22 protein-coding genes are annotated in these 18,382 nt (G+C 63.4%); 6 read left to right on the top strand and 16 right to left on the bottom strand.

Going from position 1 to position 18,382, the window contains the following annotated elements; genetic code table 11:
• Positions 1 to 6 precede the first annotated feature (6 nt).
• Positions 7 to 1,950 carry an ATP-binding protein gene (locus Q0718_RS07340; protein ID WP_298915695.1) on the top strand — a complete coding sequence of 648 codons (1,944 nt, stop codon included), beginning with the start codon at positions 7 to 9 and terminating at the stop codon, positions 1,948 to 1,950.
• Between the two features lie 203 nt (positions 1,951 to 2,153).
• Here the strand turns inward: Q0718_RS07340 and Q0718_RS07335 are convergent, their stop codons facing one another.
• Positions 2,154 to 2,462 (bottom strand): GIY-YIG nuclease family protein, encoded by a 309-nt coding sequence (locus tag Q0718_RS07335; RefSeq protein WP_298915692.1) that lies wholly within the window; start codon positions 2,460 to 2,462, stop codon positions 2,154 to 2,156.
• A 134-nt stretch (positions 2,463 to 2,596) separates the two neighbouring features.
• Here Q0718_RS07335 and Q0718_RS07330 point away from each other — a divergent pair, with 134 nt between their 5' ends.
• The 3 genes from Q0718_RS07330 to Q0718_RS07320 are packed head-to-tail and all read left to right on the top strand — an operon-like array spanning position 2,597 to position 5,037.
• Entirely contained in the window at positions 2,597 to 4,084 is a 1,488-nt protein-coding gene (locus Q0718_RS07330; protein WP_298915690.1) for a DUF6638 family protein, read from the top strand.
• Positions 4,081 to 4,359: a hypothetical protein gene (locus Q0718_RS07325; protein ID WP_298915688.1), complete on the top strand. Its 279-nt coding sequence runs from the start codon at positions 4,081 to 4,083 to the stop codon at positions 4,357 to 4,359. Before Q0718_RS07330 ends, Q0718_RS07325 begins: the two co-directional genes overlap by 4 nt.
• Before the next feature lie 15 nt (positions 4,360 to 4,374).
• Complete coding sequence (locus Q0718_RS07320) at positions 4,375 to 5,037, top strand: DUF1523 family protein (RefSeq protein WP_298915685.1); 663 nt, start codon at positions 4,375 to 4,377, stop codon at positions 5,035 to 5,037.
• A 4-nt stretch (positions 5,038 to 5,041) separates the two neighbouring features.
• On the opposite strand, the gene Q0718_RS07315 is transcribed toward Q0718_RS07320, so the two are convergent.
• Genes Q0718_RS07315 through Q0718_RS07275 form a run of 9 tightly spaced genes read right to left on the bottom strand, consistent with a single transcriptional unit; the run spans position 5,042 to position 11,504 of the window.
• The gene (locus tag Q0718_RS07315) at positions 5,042 to 5,761 is read right to left on the bottom strand and encodes a M50 family metallopeptidase (RefSeq protein WP_298915682.1); all 720 of its coding nucleotides are present in this window, start codon (positions 5,759 to 5,761) and stop codon (positions 5,042 to 5,044) included.
• A 31-nt stretch (positions 5,762 to 5,792) separates the two neighbouring features.
• Complete coding sequence (locus Q0718_RS07310; RefSeq protein WP_298915679.1) at positions 5,793 to 6,140, bottom strand: hypothetical protein; 348 nt, start codon at positions 6,138 to 6,140, stop codon at positions 5,793 to 5,795.
• Positions 6,141 to 6,143: 3 nt separating this feature from the next.
• Positions 6,144 to 7,217 (bottom strand): flagellar type III secretion system protein FlhB, encoded by a 1,074-nt coding sequence (locus Q0718_RS07305; protein WP_298915676.1) that lies wholly within the window; start codon positions 7,215 to 7,217, stop codon positions 6,144 to 6,146.
• Between the two features lies 1 nt (position 7,218).
• Positions 7,219 to 8,001, bottom strand: a complete 783-nt coding sequence (locus tag Q0718_RS07300; protein ID WP_298915673.1) for a flagellar biosynthetic protein FliR — start codon at positions 7,999 to 8,001, stop codon at positions 7,219 to 7,221.
• Positions 8,002 to 8,007: 6 nt separating this feature from the next.
• Positions 8,008 to 10,071 (bottom strand): flagellar biosynthesis protein FlhA, encoded by a 2,064-nt coding sequence (locus Q0718_RS07295; RefSeq protein ID WP_298915670.1) that lies wholly within the window; start codon positions 10,069 to 10,071, stop codon positions 8,008 to 8,010.
• A gap of 31 nt (positions 10,072 to 10,102) precedes the next feature.
• Complete coding sequence (locus tag Q0718_RS07290; RefSeq protein ID WP_298915667.1) at positions 10,103 to 10,369, bottom strand: flagellar biosynthetic protein FliQ; 267 nt, start codon at positions 10,367 to 10,369, stop codon at positions 10,103 to 10,105.
• Positions 10,370 to 10,390: 21 nt separating this feature from the next.
• Complete coding sequence (locus Q0718_RS07285) at positions 10,391 to 10,708, bottom strand: flagellar hook-basal body complex protein FliE (protein ID WP_298915664.1); 318 nt, start codon at positions 10,706 to 10,708, stop codon at positions 10,391 to 10,393.
• 5 nt (positions 10,709 to 10,713) lie between these two features.
• The gene (locus Q0718_RS07280; RefSeq protein WP_298915662.1) at positions 10,714 to 11,106 is read right to left on the bottom strand and encodes a flagellar basal body rod C-terminal domain-containing protein; all 393 of its coding nucleotides are present in this window, start codon (positions 11,104 to 11,106) and stop codon (positions 10,714 to 10,716) included.
• Positions 11,107 to 11,147: 41 nt separating this feature from the next.
• A complete protein-coding gene (locus Q0718_RS07275; RefSeq protein WP_298915659.1) occupies positions 11,148 to 11,504 on the bottom strand; it encodes a flagellar basal body protein in 357 nt (118 codons plus the stop codon).
• A gap of 112 nt (positions 11,505 to 11,616) precedes the next feature.
• Between Q0718_RS07275 and fliI the strand changes: the two genes are divergently transcribed.
• Positions 11,617 to 12,954 carry a flagellum-specific ATP synthase FliI gene (gene fliI, locus Q0718_RS07270; RefSeq protein WP_298915656.1) on the top strand — a complete coding sequence of 446 codons (1,338 nt, stop codon included), beginning with the start codon at positions 11,617 to 11,619 and terminating at the stop codon, positions 12,952 to 12,954.
• Between the two features lie 19 nt (positions 12,955 to 12,973).
• Here the strand turns inward: fliI and Q0718_RS07265 are convergent, their stop codons facing one another.
• The 6 genes from Q0718_RS07265 to Q0718_RS07240 form a co-directional block, all read right to left on the bottom strand.
• Positions 12,974 to 13,813, bottom strand: a complete 840-nt coding sequence (locus Q0718_RS07265) for a DUF1217 domain-containing protein (RefSeq protein WP_298915653.1) — start codon at positions 13,811 to 13,813, stop codon at positions 12,974 to 12,976.
• A 4-nt stretch (positions 13,814 to 13,817) separates the two neighbouring features.
• Positions 13,818 to 14,264: a flagellar biosynthesis repressor FlbT gene (locus tag Q0718_RS07260; RefSeq protein WP_298915651.1), complete on the bottom strand. Its 447-nt coding sequence runs from the start codon at positions 14,262 to 14,264 to the stop codon at positions 13,818 to 13,820.
• A gap of 11 nt (positions 14,265 to 14,275) precedes the next feature.
• A complete protein-coding gene (locus tag Q0718_RS07255) occupies positions 14,276 to 14,686 on the bottom strand; it encodes a flagellar biosynthesis regulator FlaF (protein ID WP_298915648.1) in 411 nt (136 codons plus the stop codon).
• Between the two features lie 137 nt (positions 14,687 to 14,823).
• Complete coding sequence (locus tag Q0718_RS07250) at positions 14,824 to 16,011, bottom strand: flagellin (protein WP_298915645.1); 1,188 nt, start codon at positions 16,009 to 16,011, stop codon at positions 14,824 to 14,826.
• 185 nt (positions 16,012 to 16,196) lie between these two features.
• Positions 16,197 to 16,583 (bottom strand): hypothetical protein, encoded by a 387-nt coding sequence (locus Q0718_RS07245; RefSeq protein WP_298915642.1) that lies wholly within the window; start codon positions 16,581 to 16,583, stop codon positions 16,197 to 16,199.
• A complete protein-coding gene (locus tag Q0718_RS07240) occupies positions 16,583 to 16,933 on the bottom strand; it encodes a rod-binding protein (protein WP_298915639.1) in 351 nt (116 codons plus the stop codon). The genes Q0718_RS07245 and Q0718_RS07240 overlap by 1 nt, the downstream gene beginning before the upstream one ends.
• Before the next feature lie 62 nt (positions 16,934 to 16,995).
• On the opposite strand from Q0718_RS07240, the gene Q0718_RS07235 reads away from it, so the two are divergent.
• Positions 16,996 to 18,375 carry a flagellar hook-length control protein FliK gene (locus Q0718_RS07235; protein WP_298915636.1) on the top strand — a complete coding sequence of 460 codons (1,380 nt, stop codon included), beginning with the start codon at positions 16,996 to 16,998 and terminating at the stop codon, positions 18,373 to 18,375.
• The last annotated feature ends 7 nt before the right edge of the window (positions 18,376 to 18,382 follow it).

Genomic DNA, 18,382 nt, shown 5'->3' with positions numbered 1-18,382 from the left:
GAAGCCATGTCCGAACCGTCCGACCTGATGGAATTGAAAGAGAGCGCGATCGCGGACAAGATTCCGGCCGCGCAATCGCTGCTGGACGGGTTCGACCATACGCCGCGTCTGGCCAAGGCCCGCGACGTTTCGCCCGCGCCTGGCAAGTCCGCCGGCTTGCCGGGTCGCCGCCGCTTCCGGTCCACCACGCCCGGACTGGTGACGCAGAGCACGGCGCGCGCCGAAGGCGTGAACCTGATCGCGCGCGTCGAAGCCACCACGCCCGACGATGCGCTGACCAGCCCGGTGCAGGCGGGTGTACTGCACGCGCTCAGGCGCGCGCTGGCGACCGCGCTGGCCGTCGTGGACCAATACTCCGACGCGACCGGCCTGTCGGCTTTGATGAAGGACAATCTGGAAGGCCGCCTGCCCGAGGTGCGCAAGTCCGAGTTCAACGAAGGCCTCGCCGCCGGATCGGTCATCGCCCTGCACGTCTTCGCGAACATGGCGAGCTACCTCCTGTCGTCCTTGCACGAGACATCTGAACTGTCCGTCGATGTGGGCGACGTGGAGGAAGTGCTGACCGACAATGCGCAGACGGCGCTTTCCGGCGCGCTGTGGGAGCTCGACCAGACGCTCGCCCTCTTCGCCGACAGCGAGGACAAGCTGGTCCCGACCGTCACGGCCTTCCTCGAGCAACTGCTCGACCGCGCCCAGATGCGCGCCGCGAACCTTCCGCGACTGGAGGCGTTCACGTCGGTCGCCTACCGCGTGGAGGAAGACGACTTCGAAATCCGCGGCTTCGAAGCCGCCAGTCGAGCGCGGTCCACCACCCTGACCATGGACTTCAAGAAGCCGCACGAGGTCGTGGGCAACCATATCGCCAAATACCAGGCGATGAAGCTGTCCAAGATGCTGATGGCTTATGATTTCGACCGGCGGCTGAACCCGTTCGCGGAGTTGGGCGGGTTCATTTTCACCTTCATGGGCGACGGCCTGCCCGGGACCGGCAAGACGATTCTGATCCAGATGATGGCGGGGCTGATCAACGATTACTGTGCGGTGGCGGACTATCCGTTCCGTTACGCCAATCTTTCGACGGAAAGCATCGACTCCTATCAAGGCAAATCGGCGCAGAACGCCAAGGCTTTCATCCGCCAGATCATCGACCCCGCCGTGATCGGCTTCGGGACCATCGACGATATCGACCAGCTGGCCGGTATTCGCGGCGACCGGCAGAGCAGTGCAGGCCAGCTGGAGATCACGGCGGTCCTGATGGAGAGCTTCGCCGGGGCCAACACGGTGGTGCGCGGCAACTGCACCTTCGGCATGTTCTCCAACTATCCGGAGAAGGTGGACGACGCGCTTCGCCAGCGCGCGTCCGCGCGCTTCCTCGTGGACGGCCCGCAGACGCGCGAAGACTATATCGACATCCTTCATCTGCTGATGGGCAAGAACCACGATATTCCGGTCGGCGACCACGACCTGTTCGAAGCGCAGGAAATCAAGAAGGCCGTCGCGGCCAGCTATGAGAGCTATGCTCGCCCCAAGGAAGAAGCGCTCGAAGCCGTGTTCGATAGGGTTACGAAATCGCATGGCAAGCTCGACACCATCGCCGAACTCGGCACCTACCTGAAAGCCATCCAGGCCGCCGACCCGCGCTTCACCGGCCGTGCCGTCAAGAACATCACCGACGCCATCAAGGTCCGCGCCATGGACTTCGAACTGCCCGACGAATGGATGGAGGATCCGGAGCTGTTCCTGCGTAAGGACTACGAGACCAAGAAAGCCATGATCGCCGACCTCGCCAGCGAGATCACGGTCGACATGGTCATCCAGGAAATCAACCGCTACGCCGACAGCGAGTTTCGGTACGCCGACAAGAGCGACGAAGTGGCGATCGAGAATGCGGTCCGCGAGATGGAGCGGATGGAGGAAGCGAAACGGCGTTACTTGGAGGGGAAAGGGTGAGCCCAGCCCCCACACACCTCTCTTCCGTCATGGCACAGCTCGACTGTGCCATCCCCCTGCTCGCGTCTGACTCCGACGCAGGCGATCCTGCAAGCCGCATGGATGGCACGATCAAGTCGTGCCATGACGGAAAAAGGGAGCGTCATGGCATGCGTTTATATCATCGCCTTGCGCTAAGACCTCGCAATCCATGCAGCTTTCGATCACCGCTCATAAATCGTCCAGTCCAGCGGCAGGTCGTCCCAGCGCGGATTGAGCTCTTCGATCAAGGCGGTCTTCCACGCGCGCTTCCAGTGCTTGATCTGTTTTTCCCGCGCGATGGCATCGATGACGAGGTCGTAGCGTTCGTACCAGACGAGCCGGTTGCAGTCATATCTCGCCGTGAAACTGTCAGGGTCGGCTTTGGATTTTTGTTCCCAGACGCGGTAGGGAAGGTCCGAGGTCATGCCCAGATAGATCGTTCCGTGATAACCCGACGCCATCATGTAGCAGAAGCCGAAACGCATACTCATGTGGACGGCCTCGGACAGAGGGATGGCACAGTCAAGCTGTGCTATGACAGAAAATATACAGAGTGGCGGCCCCTTTATTTCCGTCATCGCACAACTCGATTGTGCGATCCAAGCGGCTTGCGAAAGCCTCTCCCATGATGCGCCTCGTCAGAGCCGGCCTCATGTATGGCAACCTCTTCGAGGTGCGCAGCCCGGCCATGGTCGAACGCTATAACCGCGCGCTGGAGCATCTGATCGGGCGGCGAACGGAGTTGCCGGACTTTCACATCGACATTGCCGGGTTTTCGCCGGAGATCGCGGACGAGTTCGGGGATGACTACTACCTCAACCCGCACGGCGCGAACCAGATGTTCATCCTGCTGAGCACAGATCAGAAGACGGCGCCGTTGCTGGGGTCGAAATTCTCGACCTCGCGGTCGATCCTGCGGCGCTACATGGACGATAACGAGGATCAGCTCTTCGCCCTGACGGCGCGCGAAGCGGTGGCGGGCGAACTTCTGGACTCCGTGTTCAAGATCGACGATCCGGCGGACCTGCTAGACATCAACCGGATCGAGGTGTCGGCCGACACGACGCAGAGCCACGTCAAGGAAGCAGGCCAGCTGTCCGAACGGATCGATCGTTTCATGGCCGAGCCGGATGCCTGGTGGGACGACGTTCTGATCGCCGACATGATTGAGTTGGCCAAGCGCACCGGCGACATCCAGCGCAACCCGGTAAAGCTGGACAATCAGGTTTTCACGCAGGGCAACTATTTCACGACCCATCTGGGCGGTGTCTATGTGTTCCGCGACGCGGACACCCCGACCGTGATCGCGCGCGAAGAGGTGCCGGGCCTGCGCGAGCTGGACATCGCACAAGTCCTGACCTTCGATCAGCGCGCGGAGATGTCCGACTGGCTTTATGCCGAGGGGCTGACCGAACTGATCGTGCAGCGGCCCAATCAGGACAGCGCGTTGATCATCCGCCAGAAGATGGACTTCATCGTCGCCATGACGGCCGCCGAGGCCGGGCACGATCTTGACGGCCTGTCACGGCGCAACATGCGCCAGCTGGAACGCCGTTACGCCAAGAAACTCCCGCCGGAATATGACGGGCTGATGGATGTGTGGCGTTGGGCCTCGATGGGCGGGCGCGTGCCCAAGCTCGGCCCCGACCATCCGGCCTTCTTCTACGCGCTGCGCGGATCAAGCCACCGCGACCGCGATCTGGTCAACATGCTGCTGACCGATCTGTCACGGCTCGATTTCCGCCAGCTCTACATCTGCCACAAGCCACTCTTCTACGACGCCTATCGCGGCTGGTCGGAGAGCAAGCGCGCTTTCGTCGTGCAATTCCTGGAAGAGGAATATGCGATGGACAAGGCGGGCGCGCGTGAAGCCCTGTTCGGGCGCGAACCAAGCATGGAGGAAGAACCGGAACGCCGCCGTCGTTCGCGCGGTGACCGCAAGGCCCGGCGCGCCAATCCCTGGGCGGAAAGCCGCGGCTGGGCCGGGCGCGGCGATGACGATGACGACGACCGCGACGACGATGATTGGCGCCACCGTTCCAAGCAGCGCCGCGCCTACGACAAGCGCCAGAAGGATAGCGGCAAGAAGCGCAAGAAGGGGAAACGCCGATGATCGGACTGATACGCGGCATCGTCATCATTTTCGCGATCCTGACCGTGGTCTATATCGCGCTCAGCCAATGGAGCCGCTGGCGCGAACGCGCACGTCTGCGGGACGAATACGAGGCCGGAACGGACCTGTTGCGCCGTACCGGGACCGAGGACGAATATGTCGCGCGCGGAATGACCGATTACAGCCGCTCCCTGCGTCCGAAGCTGTTCCTGTTCGTCTATGCCATCCCCGGTGCGCTCGCGACCTTTCTGGTCTGGCTGGCCCAGTACGGATAGACCGAGGAGACTGTCATGAAATATCTCAGACATTTGCCGGCGTTGTTGCTGTTCACCGTCGGCGCCGTGCTGCTCAACTACTACCTTCCCGACCGGGACGTGGTTCAGATCGTCGGGACCGAAGTCAAACGCATCGATGTCGGCTCAAGCGCGCCGTTCTGGGACCGCGCGGACATCGGCACGGTCGAAGGCGGTACGCGCGACGTGCGCTTCATCAACGCCCGGACGGAGACCGGACGCGCCCGCGTCTACCGCAATGAGGATACGGGCTGGGGCTTCCCGCCCTATTTCAAGTTCGATAGCGGCGACCTGACGGCGGATGCGCAAAGCCTGGCGCGCGAGGACGACACATGGGTTGCGGTGCGCCATTATGGCTGGCGCATCAAAATGTTCTCCGTCTATCCCAATGCGACGTCTTTCCGCCGCGTCACCGGGCCGGATGCGATGCTGATCCCCTGGTTCAACATTGTGTTCATCGGCCTGTTGCTGGGCCTGTGGTTCACGATCTGGCGCAGCGTCCGGCGCTGGAAGGCCAAGCGCATCGATCCGACGCTGGACGCGGTCGGCGACAGCATCGGCGACGCGGCGCGCGAAGTCGGACGGTCGGTCGATGCGGGCACGGACCGGGTGCAGTCGCGCTGGCGCAAGATCTTCGGCTCTTCCAAACCGAGACGATAGAAGTTCAGCGCTGCCGCGCCAACCGGTCGGAGGCGATCACCCCGACGGCCAGAAGACCGACCGACAGCAAGGCCAGCAGGCCGCCCCAAAGCCAATACGGCCCGCCCCACAGATCGGCGAGCACGCCCGTATCGGACCGGTATTCGGCCCCCGCCACTTCGGCGTTGCCGATGAAGAAATAGCCGAAGCCCGTCAGTGCGCTGAGGCAGAGCGCGATGGCGAGGATATAGGCGACATAGAGCAATGCCCGGTCCGGCAGCATCCACCCCACTAGACCCGTCAACAGCGCTCCTGCACCGACCGCGGCGAACGTGAAGAGATCCGCCGCCCAGATCAGCGATGTTGCCAACAGGGCCGACAGCCCCATCATCGCCAGCCTGTAGCGCCCCAGCCCCCGGGTCAGCCCGATCATCAACACACCGAGCACGCTCGGCCCTATCAGGCCGACGATGATGACCGCCGCGCGCGAGACGACGCCATATGTCTGCGTCAGCGCAACGCCGGAGAAGTCAGGATAGACGGTCAGTTCCAGAAACCGCCCGCCTGTCATCAGCGCGCCGAGACCGTGTCCGAGTTCATGCGCCCAAGTGGACAGGAACAGCACCGGAAGCCGCACGAAAGGCAGCTGCATCATCATGAAGACGGCGACGACCAGTCCCCAGAATTGCGCAGCCGGCAGGCGCGGTGACTCGGGTCTGGGCGGGCGGGGCGATCGGGTCGGCACACCGCCTGATAGGCGTTTGCGCCGCGCGCGGCTAGGCTCTGTCGGCGGCGCGCGAGGCGGCCAACCGGGCGGCTTTGGCCTCTTCGTCGGCGAGCGTCCTGTCCGCGACATCCAGCGACAGCAATTCGCGCGCCAATCCGGTGCGCTGCGCGCGCAGCTTCGTTCGCTGCGCGTCCAGCCGCACAGCGATTGCGCGCGCGCGGCTCATGGTCATGGCGGCGACCTGGAAATCGGATCCGGCCTCCCCGACGCCCAATCCGTCGCTTTGGCCGTTCAGCGACGCGATGCGCTGCGTCAGCGCCGCCTCCTTGGCCGCGACCGCGTCGATGCGCGAACGGATCGAGGCGCGCTTAAGCGACAGGATGCGCCGGACCGACACGGCCTAGTAATCCCCTTTGCGCGACAGCGTTTCGGCCAGATGGATGGCCGAGGCGACGGCCGCGTAATGTTCTGGCCGGATTTCCGCGCCGACTTCCACGGTCGCATGGACGGCGCGGGCGCATGGCGGGTCGGAATGGATCAGCACGCCATGCGCCTTCGCGCGTTCGCGGATGGCGAAGGCGAGGCTGTCCACGCCCTTGGCCACACAGACCGGCGCACCGCCCGCTTCGCGGTTCCAACGCAGCGCGACCGAATAGTGCGTCGGGTTGACGATGACGACGTTGGCCGTCGCGACATCGGCGAGCATTGTGCTGTTGGCGATCTCGCGCGCCTTGGCGCGGCGCTGGCTCTTCATCAGAGGATCGCCCTCGTTCTTCTTGTTTTCGTCCTTCACCTCTTCGCGGGTCATGCGCAGCTTTAGCAGGTGCGACCATTGCGCGAACGGCATGTCGACCGCCGCGATCAAGCAGGTCGCCGCGATCATCCAACCCAGCAGCAACAGGCTCTCCCCGGCCAGCTTGGAGAACAGATAACCTTCTGGTCGACCGATCTCGTTGCTGACGTCCCCGGCCAGACGGATCAGATAGGCGCCGGCCGCCACGCAGATGATGATCAGTTTGACGGCACGCTTGGCGAATTCCGCCATGCCGTCGCGTCCGTATTTCTGTTTGGCGTTGGAGATCGGGCTGATCTTGGACAGTTTCGGCATTATCTTGTCGGGTGCGAAGATGATGCTGCGCTGCACGGCCAATGCGGCGAGGACGGAGGCCATCATGATCAGCAGGATCGGCACCAGGACAAGTGCAACCGATCCGAGGAGGTCTGCCCCAGCGCCGCCTTCCAGCACCAGTTCGCTCGCGCGTTCCGGATATTCGAGCAATCCCGACAGACGGGACAGCATCTGCATCCCGACCGTGCCGCCCAATGTCATGACTGAAATGGCCAGCCCCGCATAGAGGGCGACGGAGGCGATTTCCGAAGACTTGGCGACATCCCCTTTCCTGCGGGCCTCGTCGATCTTGCCCTGCGTAGCTTCGAAACTCTTTTCCTGGCCGCTGTCATTGTCTTCGGACATCTCAACCTGCCTCCGCCATGAGGGAGACGAACATCTCCACCCAGCCCGTCATCATGGCACCGGCGCAGATGACCAGCAGGAACAACCCGGCCAGCGTCATGCCGGGCAGGCCCACGAAGGAGACGAGAAGCTGCGGCATCGCCCGGTTCAGAAAACCCAGGATCAGGTTGTAGGCGAAGTTGAGGATGACGAAAGGCAGCGCCAGCGACAGGCAAAAGCGCAGCAGCCCGACCGTGATCTGGGTCAACCAGCTGGCCGAGGCCTGCAGGTCCAGCGCGGTCCCCAGCGGCATGGTGGCGAAACTGTCCGCCAAGACGCCGATCAGGGCGACATGCAAATTCATCGAGACGAGCAGCGTCACCCCTGCCAGCATCAGCATCGTGCTGATGGTCGTGTTGGGTTCCGAGGCGATCCCTTCGCCAAGCGGCTGTGACAGGGACAGGGACTGCGACACCACCATGCCCAATATCTGCAGCGCGTGAACGGCCAGACGCAGCGCGAAACCGAGCACAAAGCCGGTCAATGCCTCGGTTGCGACCAACTGCACCACCCCGGCATCGCGCAGGGCGAGGAGATCCTCCTGCAAGACCGGATAGAGCAGGAACGTCGTCATGATCGCAAAGCCGATCCGGATGCGCGCCGGGACGGCGCGTTCCCCGATCACCGGCACCAGCATGAAAAAGAGCGACAGGCGCGCGAACAGCCCGAAGATTGGCCAGACGAGTTCGACTAGCGGTCCGAAGGCCTCGGCCAGCGCGACGAGCAGTTCCCCGGCCCCACCCACGAGCGGTTACGCCGATCCGAGAATGAGCGGTTTCTCGTTTGCGGCGATTTCCGCATAAGATAGGACGGGGTTCTTGACCCCTTTCGTCTTCAGCACGGAACGGATGAAGCGCCGCCAATGGCCGGGCGCGGCGATGACGGCGTAGCTGCCCGAACGCGCGGCCGTGTCGAGCTGTGCGCGCACATCGTGGGCAAACTGATTGAACTCGTCCGGCGACAGGGCGATGTCGGCCCGGCCAGTTTCGTCGCGCGTTTCGCGCTCGCCCAGCCGGGCTGCCCAGTTGTCGCCGATGCGGATGATCGGCAATTGTCCGTTATCGTTGCGGTACTGGCCGACGAAATGGCGCGACAGCCTCTGGCGCGCGACATCCGTGATCGCTTCGGCATTGAGATTGGCGGACTTGCCGTCCGCGACCGTCTCCAGCAGCAATGGAAGATTGCGCACCGAAATCCGCTCTTCGAGCAACAGCCGCATGACCGAATGCAGCAATTCGACCGGTGCCTTGTCGGGGAAGAATTCCTCCATCAGGCGGCGATTGCCGTCGGCCCGTTCGCCTTCCGTCACGTTCTTGAAGGCATCCAGCGTTTCGCGCAGGGCGCGTCGGGTCATCAAGGCGGGCAGATTGTCCTGGATCACTTCCAGCAGATGCGTCGCCAGCACCTCGACCGGCGCGACCGTGGTGATGCCCAGCAAGGTGAGTTCGTTCTCATGATCCACATCGACCCAGCGCGCCGGCGCCTTGAAGACCGGCTCCTGCGTCGCGTCGCCGGGAATGTGCGGATGTTCGCCTGCTTCGATCAGAGCCAGCTTCCTGTCGGCCATCAGCGTCTGCGTCGCCATGTCGGCTCCGTGCAGGCGGAGGCGGTAGCTGTGCCGCGGCAGGGCGGCATCGTCCGACAGCCGGATCGGCGGCAGGATGAAACCATATTGCGTGGCGACGTATTTGCGGATCTTCTGCACCCTTTTGTCCACGCCGAACCCCGTATCCATGACGGTCGCGACCAGATCGCGCGACAGTTCCACGGACAGTTCGTCCAGATCCAGCATATCGCCCAGGCTCGGTTCCGCGACAGGGGCTTGCGCGTTGGCGTCTTCGGCATCCTTCTTCCGGTCGAGTTGGCCTTTCTGCCAGCTCAGGAAGGCGGCGATGCCCAGGCCGATCGCGCCGATCAGAAACGGAACCAATGGCAAGCCCGGGAAGGCAGCGAAGACGACCATGATCCCGGCCACGGCTGCGAGCGCGGCCGGATGGCGTCCGAACTGGTCCAATAGCGCCAGATCGACCGCGCCGTCGCCGCGCCCGCGCGACAATAGCAGGCCCGCTGCGACCGAGATGATGACGGCCGGAATCTGGCTGACGAGGCCGTCGCCCACGGTCAGGATGGCGTAGTTGGAAATTGCCTGCCCGAAGGACAGGCCGTGCACGCCGACGCCGATCGCCATGCCGGCGAACAGATTGAGCAAGGTGATGAGAATGCCGGCGATGGCGTCGCCCTTCATGAATTTCGACACGCCGTCGAGGCTGCCGAGGAAGGCGGTTTCTTCCTGTTCGCGTTCGCGCCGCGCAGACGCTTCCTGATGGGAGATGGCTCCGGCTGCGAGGTCGGCGTCGATCGCCATCTGCTTGCCGGGCATGGCATCGAGCGCGAACCGTGCGCCGACTTCGGCCATGCGGCCCGCACCCTTGGTGATGACCATGAAATTGACGATCACCAGCACGGAGAACACGATCAGCCCGATCGCGATATTGCCGCCCATCACGAACATGGCGAAGCCTTCGATGATCGACCCGGCGGCGTCCGTGCCGGTGTGGCCCTGCCCGATGATCAGCTTGGTCGAAGACACGTTGAGCGAAAGACGCAGCAGCAGCGAGGCGAGGAGAACCGAGGCGAAGGCGGAGAAGTCCAGCGGCTTTTCCACGAACAACGTCATGGTGAAGATCAGGATGGCGAAGGCGAACGACGCCGCCACGCCCATGTCCAACACCCATGCGGGCATGGGCAGGATCATCATGACGATGATCGCCATCAGACCGACGGCAAGGCCGACCGTTGCACCCCGTGAATTCATCAGGCTCCCCAGCCCTTTCCTTGTTTCGAGCCTATCCGCCGACGATGGCGGGCAGGACCTGGTTGTCGAACAGCGACAGGCAGATATTCGTCATGAAACCGAGCGTCAGGAACAGCACGACCAGCATGGCGGCGAGCTTCGGCACGAAAGTCAGCGTCATTTCCTGGATCGAGGTCAGAGCCTGCACCAGACCGACGATCAGCCCGACGACCAGTGCCGAGATCAGCAAGGGCATGGCCATGAGCGCGGTCGCCCAGAGCGCTTCGCGTAGCAGCGAAAGAACGCCGAATTCATCCATGTGAGCGCCCCCCGGCAGCCATCAGATCGGCATTCGCAAGAGTTCCTGATAGGCTTCGACCACGCGGTTGCGCACCGTCACGGCCGTCTCCAGCGCCATTTCGGCATTGGCCAAGGCTTCGACGACGGATTGGGCGTCGGTCGCCCCGGCGGCATATTGGTGGGTCGTGGTCTCAACCGTTTTCAAGACGTCGGAGAAGCTTTCCACGCCCTTGGCGACCATGCCGCCATCGCTCTGGTTCGCGGCCCCTTCGGCCGGGTTGGGCGCCGTGACGCGCTTGGCGGTGCCGTAATGGCGGGCCGCGCCGGAGAGGGCGGCGGAGTTCGAGGTGATATCCATGATGACTACCTCAGAAGCCCGAGCAGACCGCGATACATTTCGCCTGCCTGTTTGAAAGTGGTCAGGTTGGCCTCGAAACTGCGATTGGCTTCGCGCGCATCCGCCATCTCGATGATCATGTCGACATTGGACGACTCCACCATACCCTGCTCATTGGCAAGCGGGTGGTTGGGATCGAAGATCATCTCGCCTTGGGAACGGTCGAGCTGCGGTCGCGAGACACCGACCGTGGAAGTCCCGTTCGTGCCGTCCATCTGTTCGGTGAAGCTCAGCGTCTTGCGCTTATAGCCATGCGTATCGGCGTTGGACAGGTTCTCGGACGCGACCGAGAGGCGCTGCGACTGGGCGCGCATGCCGGCGGCGGCGGCGTTCATGGTCTGGGAAATGGGGTCGATCATCGGCGCGAAATCCTGTCGTGCGAGCGTTCATTAAGGTCCGGCTAGAGGTTCTTGCCGACCGCCGTTTTCATCATGGTCAAGGTGGAACGGTAGAGGGACACCGCCATTTCGTGATCCTGCTGCGCCTTGGCGCCGCGCATCAATTCCTCTTCGAGGCTGACCGTGTTTCCGTTGGGCGACCCGAGCGCAGCGCGGTTCATGACGGCCAACGGATCGATGGACGCTTCGGACCCCGACAGGGTCTTGGCTTTCATGACGTCGGCAAAGTCAGCGACGTCGCGCGCCTTGTAGCCGGGCGTGTCCGCATTGGCGATGTTCTGGGAGATCAGGGAGTGCCGCGTGGCCGCGTGGCGGGCCATGGTGGACGACAAGTCCAGAATCGAAACCGGGTGCGCCATGACTGCAATCCTTGCAAAGGGCGTTAATGCTGTGTTGAGGATTAGGGCAGAAGGTTCAACAGATGGTTAACAGACCTGTAACGGTCCGTGCCGCCCGCCCTCATGAGCGCCCATGCCGACATCGGACAAGACATTCGCCGCGCTGACCGACGCCTTCCAGCGGCCCCTACCCCCGATGGTCACTCATTCGGGGCGCGTCCTGTCCTGCGCCGGCCAGACGGTCGAAGTCGCCGGCCTGTGCGGCCGGGCGGGCATCGGGGCGAGCCTCATGATCGAAGGTGGCCGCCGCGGCGACGTCATCGCCGATGACGGCGAAAAGCTGACGGTCGCGCTCTACGGCTCCGGCCAAGGGCTGACTTCGGGCATGCGCGCCGATCTCGTCCCCGATACGGCGCTGCAGCCCGGCCCGGACTGGCTCGGCAAGGTTCTGGATTATGACGGGCGCGATGCGTTCGGCAACCGGCCGCGACCCGGCCCGATCGCCGCCGACCTGAACGCCCCGCCGCCCGCCGCCGGTCACCGACGCACGCTCGGCGGACGGCTTTGCACGGGCTACGGCGCACTCGACACTTTCCTGCCGCTCTGCCGCGGGCAACGGATCGGACTGTTCGCTGGATCCGGTGTCGGCAAGACCTCGCTGCTGGGCGGGCTGGCACGCAGCACGGGCCGCGCGGATCAGGACGGCAGCGCCGACGTGACCGTCATCGCCCTGATCGGCGAACGCGGTCGCGAGGTCAGGAGCTTCGTCCAGGACGTGGTCGGCCCCGAAGCCATGCGCAACACGGTCGTCTTCGCCGCGACCTCCGACCAGCCGCCCGCCGCCAAGCTGCGGGCCGCGCGCCTGGCCATGGCAACGGCGGAAAGCTTCCGCGACCAGGGCCGGCATGTGCTGTTCCTGTTCGACAGCCTGACCCGGTTCGCCCAGGCCCATAGAGAGGTGGCGCTATCCGTGGGCGAGACGCCCGCCTTGCGCGCCTATCCGCCATCCACATTCCCTGCTCTGGCCGGTCTGTGCGAACGGGCCGGGCCCGGCCCCGAGGGCACGACCGGCGACATCACGGCGGTCTTTTCAGTGCTGGTTCAGGGGTCGGACATGGAAGAGCCCGTCGCCGATACGGTGCGCGGCATTCTCGACGGCCATGTCATCATGGACCGCGCCATCGCCGAAGCCGGCCGCTATCCAGCCATCGATATCGGGCGGAGCGTCTCGCGCTCTCTGCCGGACGCCGCAACGGAAGAGGAAAATGCCGTCCTGTCGCGTGGACGCGGCCTCATCCGGGCTTATGAAGACGGGCGGCTGATGGTCCAGTCAGGGCTTTATGTCGCCGGAACGGATCCGGTGCTCGACAAGGCCGTGCAGTGCCATGCGAAAATCGAAACTTTCCTGTCCGAATCCGGACGGCCGAGCGTTGCGGAAAGCTTCGAGGCGTTGGAAACCGCCATAACGTGATGACTTCGTCGCGTGCGCCCTAGGCGTTGGACAGCAACAGGCCGAACAGGCTCTGCGATCCGAGACCGCCGCCCGCGCCCAACAGGGTCAGCGCACTGGCACCCGGTGTCAGGGCGCTGGGGCCGTTTGCGATCTGGTTCTGGACGAGGAATTTGCGGATCGTGGTTTCCACGCCCTCTTTCGTCGCCAGCACCGCGCGCGGATCGTCGCCGATCACTTTCTCGGCGCGCTCCTGCAGATAGTCCGCCTGCTTGTCGACATCGAGATTGGCCAGCCCGTCCGGCACGATCAATGCGGATTTGAAGACTTCCATCAACGGCGCGTTGCCGATGACCTTGAACCAGAAGGCCTTGTCGGAACTGCTGTCCGCGGCAAGGTCGCTGACTTCCTTTTCGAAGTTCAGCGCCAGCCGCATGTCCTGATCCTGTTCGCCGACCGCGATCTGGAAAGCGCGCTCTTTGTAGTTTTCGACGATGTCTTCGATCTGGCCGTGGCTGAGACGGATCTGGCCTTCCGTGTCGGCCTTGAAGGCCTGCGACAGTTCCAGATAGTCGGCATTGTTGAGGCGGCGGGCGAAACCTTTGGGATCGTCCGGACCTTCCTGGATGATGCGGCGGACGAAAGCGCCCTTGTCCAATTCCTCTTCCAGCCCGAAGCTTTGCAGCACCGGCCGCAGCAGCGAGCGGTCGCCCATCAGCTCGTCGAGCTTGAAGGGCTGGGCCAGTTTCTCGCGAAGGGTCTCGACGTCGCGTTTGACTTCGGTGGATTTCTCGAACGCCGTCTGCTGACGGTCCTGCGTCGCTTTCAGGAACAGATAGCCGGGCAGGTCGGTGCCGACGATACTGGGTTGGATCGCCATATGCCTACCCGGCAGCGGCACGGAGCGGCGCTTCGGGCTGCTCCTGCGATTTTGGGGCGAGCCCGAGCAATTCGGCTTCGATCGGGATGAGAGGCTTGAGGCGGCACAGCGCGGAATAGATCCGCCCATCGACCCACGCCTTGTAGGATTTGAGCAGCGTCTCGGACAGATCCGTATTGGCGAAAATGTCTTCCAGCGTTCGGTATTGCTGCTCGATCGCGTCGCTGGCTTCCGGGCCGGTACAGTCGCCGGACAACAGAGTCTGAACCGCGCTGTAAAGGCGGGTCACGGGCGTGCGCACATCGTCGGGATGGATCACGTCGGACAGGCGCAGCACGTTGACGGCCTCGCCTTCCACGCAGATCTGGCCGCGTTTCGGCCCATTGGACAGAAGCGCGCCGTTGACGAGGAATTTCTCGTTCGGTTTCAGGCTGATGAGCAGTCCGGACATATGCTGGATTCCTATGCGGCTTGGCTGGCGCCGGATGCATCACCGGTCTGGCCCATCAGGCCCTGGAGTATGGCGGTGTTGATATCTATCAAAACATCGACCGTCCCGGTTCCGGCATAAAGTCCCTGCGTGTGGGCGCGGACGAAACGGGCGAGACCGAGAAGCTGGGCGTTGAGGGCCGTGTCGATGGGATTGTCGGGATGGGCCAGATCGACGACCAGCATGTCCCAAAGGCGCAAATTGTCAGCCAAGACGGGTGCGGAGCTGGCATCGAGTTTGAAATCGGGTCCGGCAAGGGGCCGGAGGCGGGTAATGGCGGTGCGGAAGACCTGGACTTCGACGTCGCGGTCCGATCCGATGGCTCGCCCTGAATTGCCGTATGCGCTTTGTGCGTTGAAGGCGTGGGCGGTCATGAGGGCCATTGCGAAATCCTGTGCAGGCGAAGTGTGTTCGTGTGCGTCGCGGGTTCAGTCGCGCCGGCGTCATCTGGTCCCCCGGCCCGGAAGGCCGAAGGAAAAGTCTTAGGCGGTCAGGCGGGAGGCCTGACCGAAGCCGTATCCTATCGGAACAGGCTGAGCAGGGCCTGCGGCGCCTGGTTGGCGATCGACAGGGCCTGGACACCCAGCTGCTGCTGGACCTGCAGGGCCTGCAGACGGGCCGAGGCTTCTTCCAGGTTGGCGTCCGTGAGTGTCGAGACACCGGCCTTCAGGCTGTCGCCGATGGAAGAGACGAAGTCGCTCTGGCTTTCCAGACGCTTCTGCTTGGAACCGAACGCGGCGGCGGCGTCGATCGCGGACTTCAGGAAGCCTTCGATGTTCGTCAGAGCCGTGGCGGCATTGGCATCCGACGTGACATCGATATCGTCGATGCCAGCCAGTGTGCCGACCGTTTGCGTTTCGGTCACGGTCGTCGTTCCGGCTGTGACGGAGAAGTCGCCCGTACCCGAGAAGGTGATCGCGTTACCGCCCGAGATCGCAGTCGTCAGACCTGTAACGCCTGCCGCATCGATCGCGGCTTTGATACCGGTAGCGATGGCATCCTGATCCTGACCGGCTTGTGCATTATAGACGATCGGATCTGCCGCACCATTGACCGAGAAGGTGTATGTGGTGTTGCCGCCATCCGCAGTGGCAGCGACAGTGATCGCTGTTGCGCCGGATGGGTTGGAGTTCAGACCCGAGGCTGCATAGATCGCCTGCCCATCACCCGTGACAGTCGCACCTGCCGTGACGGCTGTCTCATTGGTCGTCATGTTGACTTTGGCGACATTGATCTTGGCGGCTGTGACCGTGCCGTCGCTGGACCGGTTCAGAGACGACAGGATGTCGATGGAACCGCTGCTATCGAGCAGGTTTGCGCCGTTGAACTGGGCGCCGGCCACGGTCGACTTGATCTGAGCCACAGACTCATCGATGTCGGTCTGGATCTTGGCGCGATCGACGTTGTTTTCCTGAGCGGCAATGATGTTGTTACGGATGCTCTTGAGGTTCGAAACGACATCTTCGGCGGCCGTACGGGCCACGCCAACCGTTGCGGAACCGAGGTTCAGCGAGTTGGAAATCTGCTCGAAACCGTCGACATCGGATTCCATCGTTGTGGCGATGGACCAGATGGCGGCGTTGTCACGCGCAGAGTTGATCATTTTACCGGTCGAGATTTCGTTTTGAACCTGACCGAGGTTTCTGTTGATACCCTTGAGGGTGTCGAGTGCCACCATGGCACCAAGGTTTGTATTGATACTGGACATTGGATTTCACCTAATGAGCGGGACGGTTCCCGCGTTGAAATGGCTTCGGTGCGCCCCCCATTCATATCCATGAAGCGGTGCAGTCGAAGGTGACCAAGTCGTCCTGACGAGTGACCGGTTTCCCGATCGGCGCTCTCCTGAGCTATGCGGTCCGTATAGGGGCCGGACCCTAACAAGAGGTGAAGCTAGAGGGTTTTGTTATAGGGCGAACCGATCGCCTTCATCCGCAACTGCCCGCCAGAGCGGTCATAGGCGCCCACGTCGCCGTCCGCGCGGATCAGCGCTTCGAGCCGGGTGCGGGCGTCGCGCGCCCCGTGCATGGCCGCGCCGATCAGGCCGCGCGCCTGGTCCGCCCGCTGGCGGATGCGCGCCATGGCAGCTTCGATGCCCGGCTTGTCGAGACCCGGCGCGCGCATGGCGTCACGCGAACCGTCCAGTTCCCGCATCGCCGCGGCGGTTTCTTCCTGCACGGCGCGGAGTTCGTCGAACCGGCCGTCTTGAACGACTTCGATCTCGGCCAGCAAGGCCCGGTCGATACGGTCGAGCAATGTCATGATACGGGCGTCGGTCATCAAGGGCCTCCATTGGTTTTCGGATCGGTTGCGGTCGCCGGAGTGCCGGGTTCGGCATATCGCTCCAGCTGCCTATATATAGAGTCGGCCATGCCGAACCCGCCGGCATTGGTGAGGCGTTCGGCGAGTTGTTCGACATAGAAGCTGCCGAACGCCTCGGCCATCTTGCCCTCTCCAGACGTCATCGACTCGGCCAGGCCCGAATGGGTCAGCATCTGGGCGATGAAGGCGGCTTCGAAATCTTCGGCGACGGCGCGCAACGCACCATCGGCGCTTGCCTGTGCCGCCTGAGCTGGGCTCGGCGTGGTCGCCAACGGGACGGATGGAAGAGGTAGGCCGTTCGGAATCATGGGCCGATCATGCCGCACGGGCGTAAACACTCGGTAAACCATATTCGGCCATGGAGGATGTCATGTCAGCTCTGGCCCAGATCTTCGCACCGCAATCTTCCGGCCGGAATCCGAATTCGGCGGCCCGATCCGACAATCCCGGCGCAGCGCCGGCCAATCCGCAGAATGATCAATCCGACACACGCTTCCAGGATGCAGTTGCCGAACAGGAGCGCTCGGACATCGAACCCTTAACCGGCGATGAGTCCGGCGGCGACCTCGCTGCGGATCCATCGGACGATGCGACGCTTTCGTTCCTGCTCGCCGAAGCACCCGATCCGGACGCGACGCATCTCACGATCGAACCCTTGCCAGAAACGCCATTACCCGGCCTCATACCGGTGGATGAACTTGCGCTAGCGGTTCCGAACAATACAGACGAAACGGCTGCAGCTCTTGTGGAAAACGGCGGCGATGCGGACTTGGCTGAAACACATACGATTTCCAGCGATGCTCCCGATACGGCTTTGCCGACTACGCCGGACTTGTCCGCGACGGCTGAGGATGTAGGGGCGAGTCGTTCCGCCGCGTCAGACCCTGCCAAGGCAGTCCCGACCACCGCGCCGGTCTCTGCCGAAGGCGGTCCGGCAGAGGCGAGAACCGATATCGTCACGGCCGCGACAAACGTCCCGACCGGCGACCGGTCGAATGAAGCCATATCTGGCAGCGACGCCGCACAGACCGGGCTTCGCGCCGAAACCGGACCGGCCCGCTTCACCGAACAGGCGGACGCGCCGCAACGGGGGCGCCCCGTCTCCCCGGACATCGGAACCGATATTCCTCATGATCCCACGCGGATGACCGAGTTGCGCATCTCCGACATCAAGGCCCCTCAAGGCTCTCTCATTTCCGTCGGCGAAACGGCTCTCCTGCCGAGCAGCATCACGACCGTTTCGCTCGTACCGTTGACGCCCGTTTCGGGCATGAGCGAACGGCTCGCCGCCACCATTCTCCAGACGACACAGGCCAATGCCGCAGTGCCGATGGACCGGATCCCGCAAGCCGTCGTCGCCGTGGCCCTGTCGGCCAGAAGCGCGACATTGCAGATCGACCCGCCCGAACTCGGCCGCATCCAGCTCGACTACCAGTTCGACACCCAGGGCCGCACGGTCGTGACGCTGACGCCGGAAACCGATGCGGCGCGGGCCGCGCTGGCCGATCGCATGGCGACGATCACAGCCGCGCTGGAACAGGGCTCGGGTTCCAAGGTCGATGTGCAGTTGGGCGAGTCACGCGATTTCGGCGCGCAATTCGAACAACAGGCGCAAGACGGCGAGGACGGTACCGGAAACGGGTCTGGCGACGATCATCTGTTGCGGGAAGCCGAGACTCCGGTTCTGGCGATATCGCAACCCGTACGGCTCCGGACCGGCGGCTCCGACCGTCTGCATATCCGGGTCTGAGAACGCC

Source organism: uncultured Algimonas sp. (assembly GCF_947498175.1).
Lineage (GTDB): Bacteria > Pseudomonadota > Alphaproteobacteria > Caulobacterales > Maricaulaceae > Litorimonas.
Note: the sequence above shows the minus strand (reverse complement) of the source record. Positions and strands in the feature narration are given on the sequence as shown.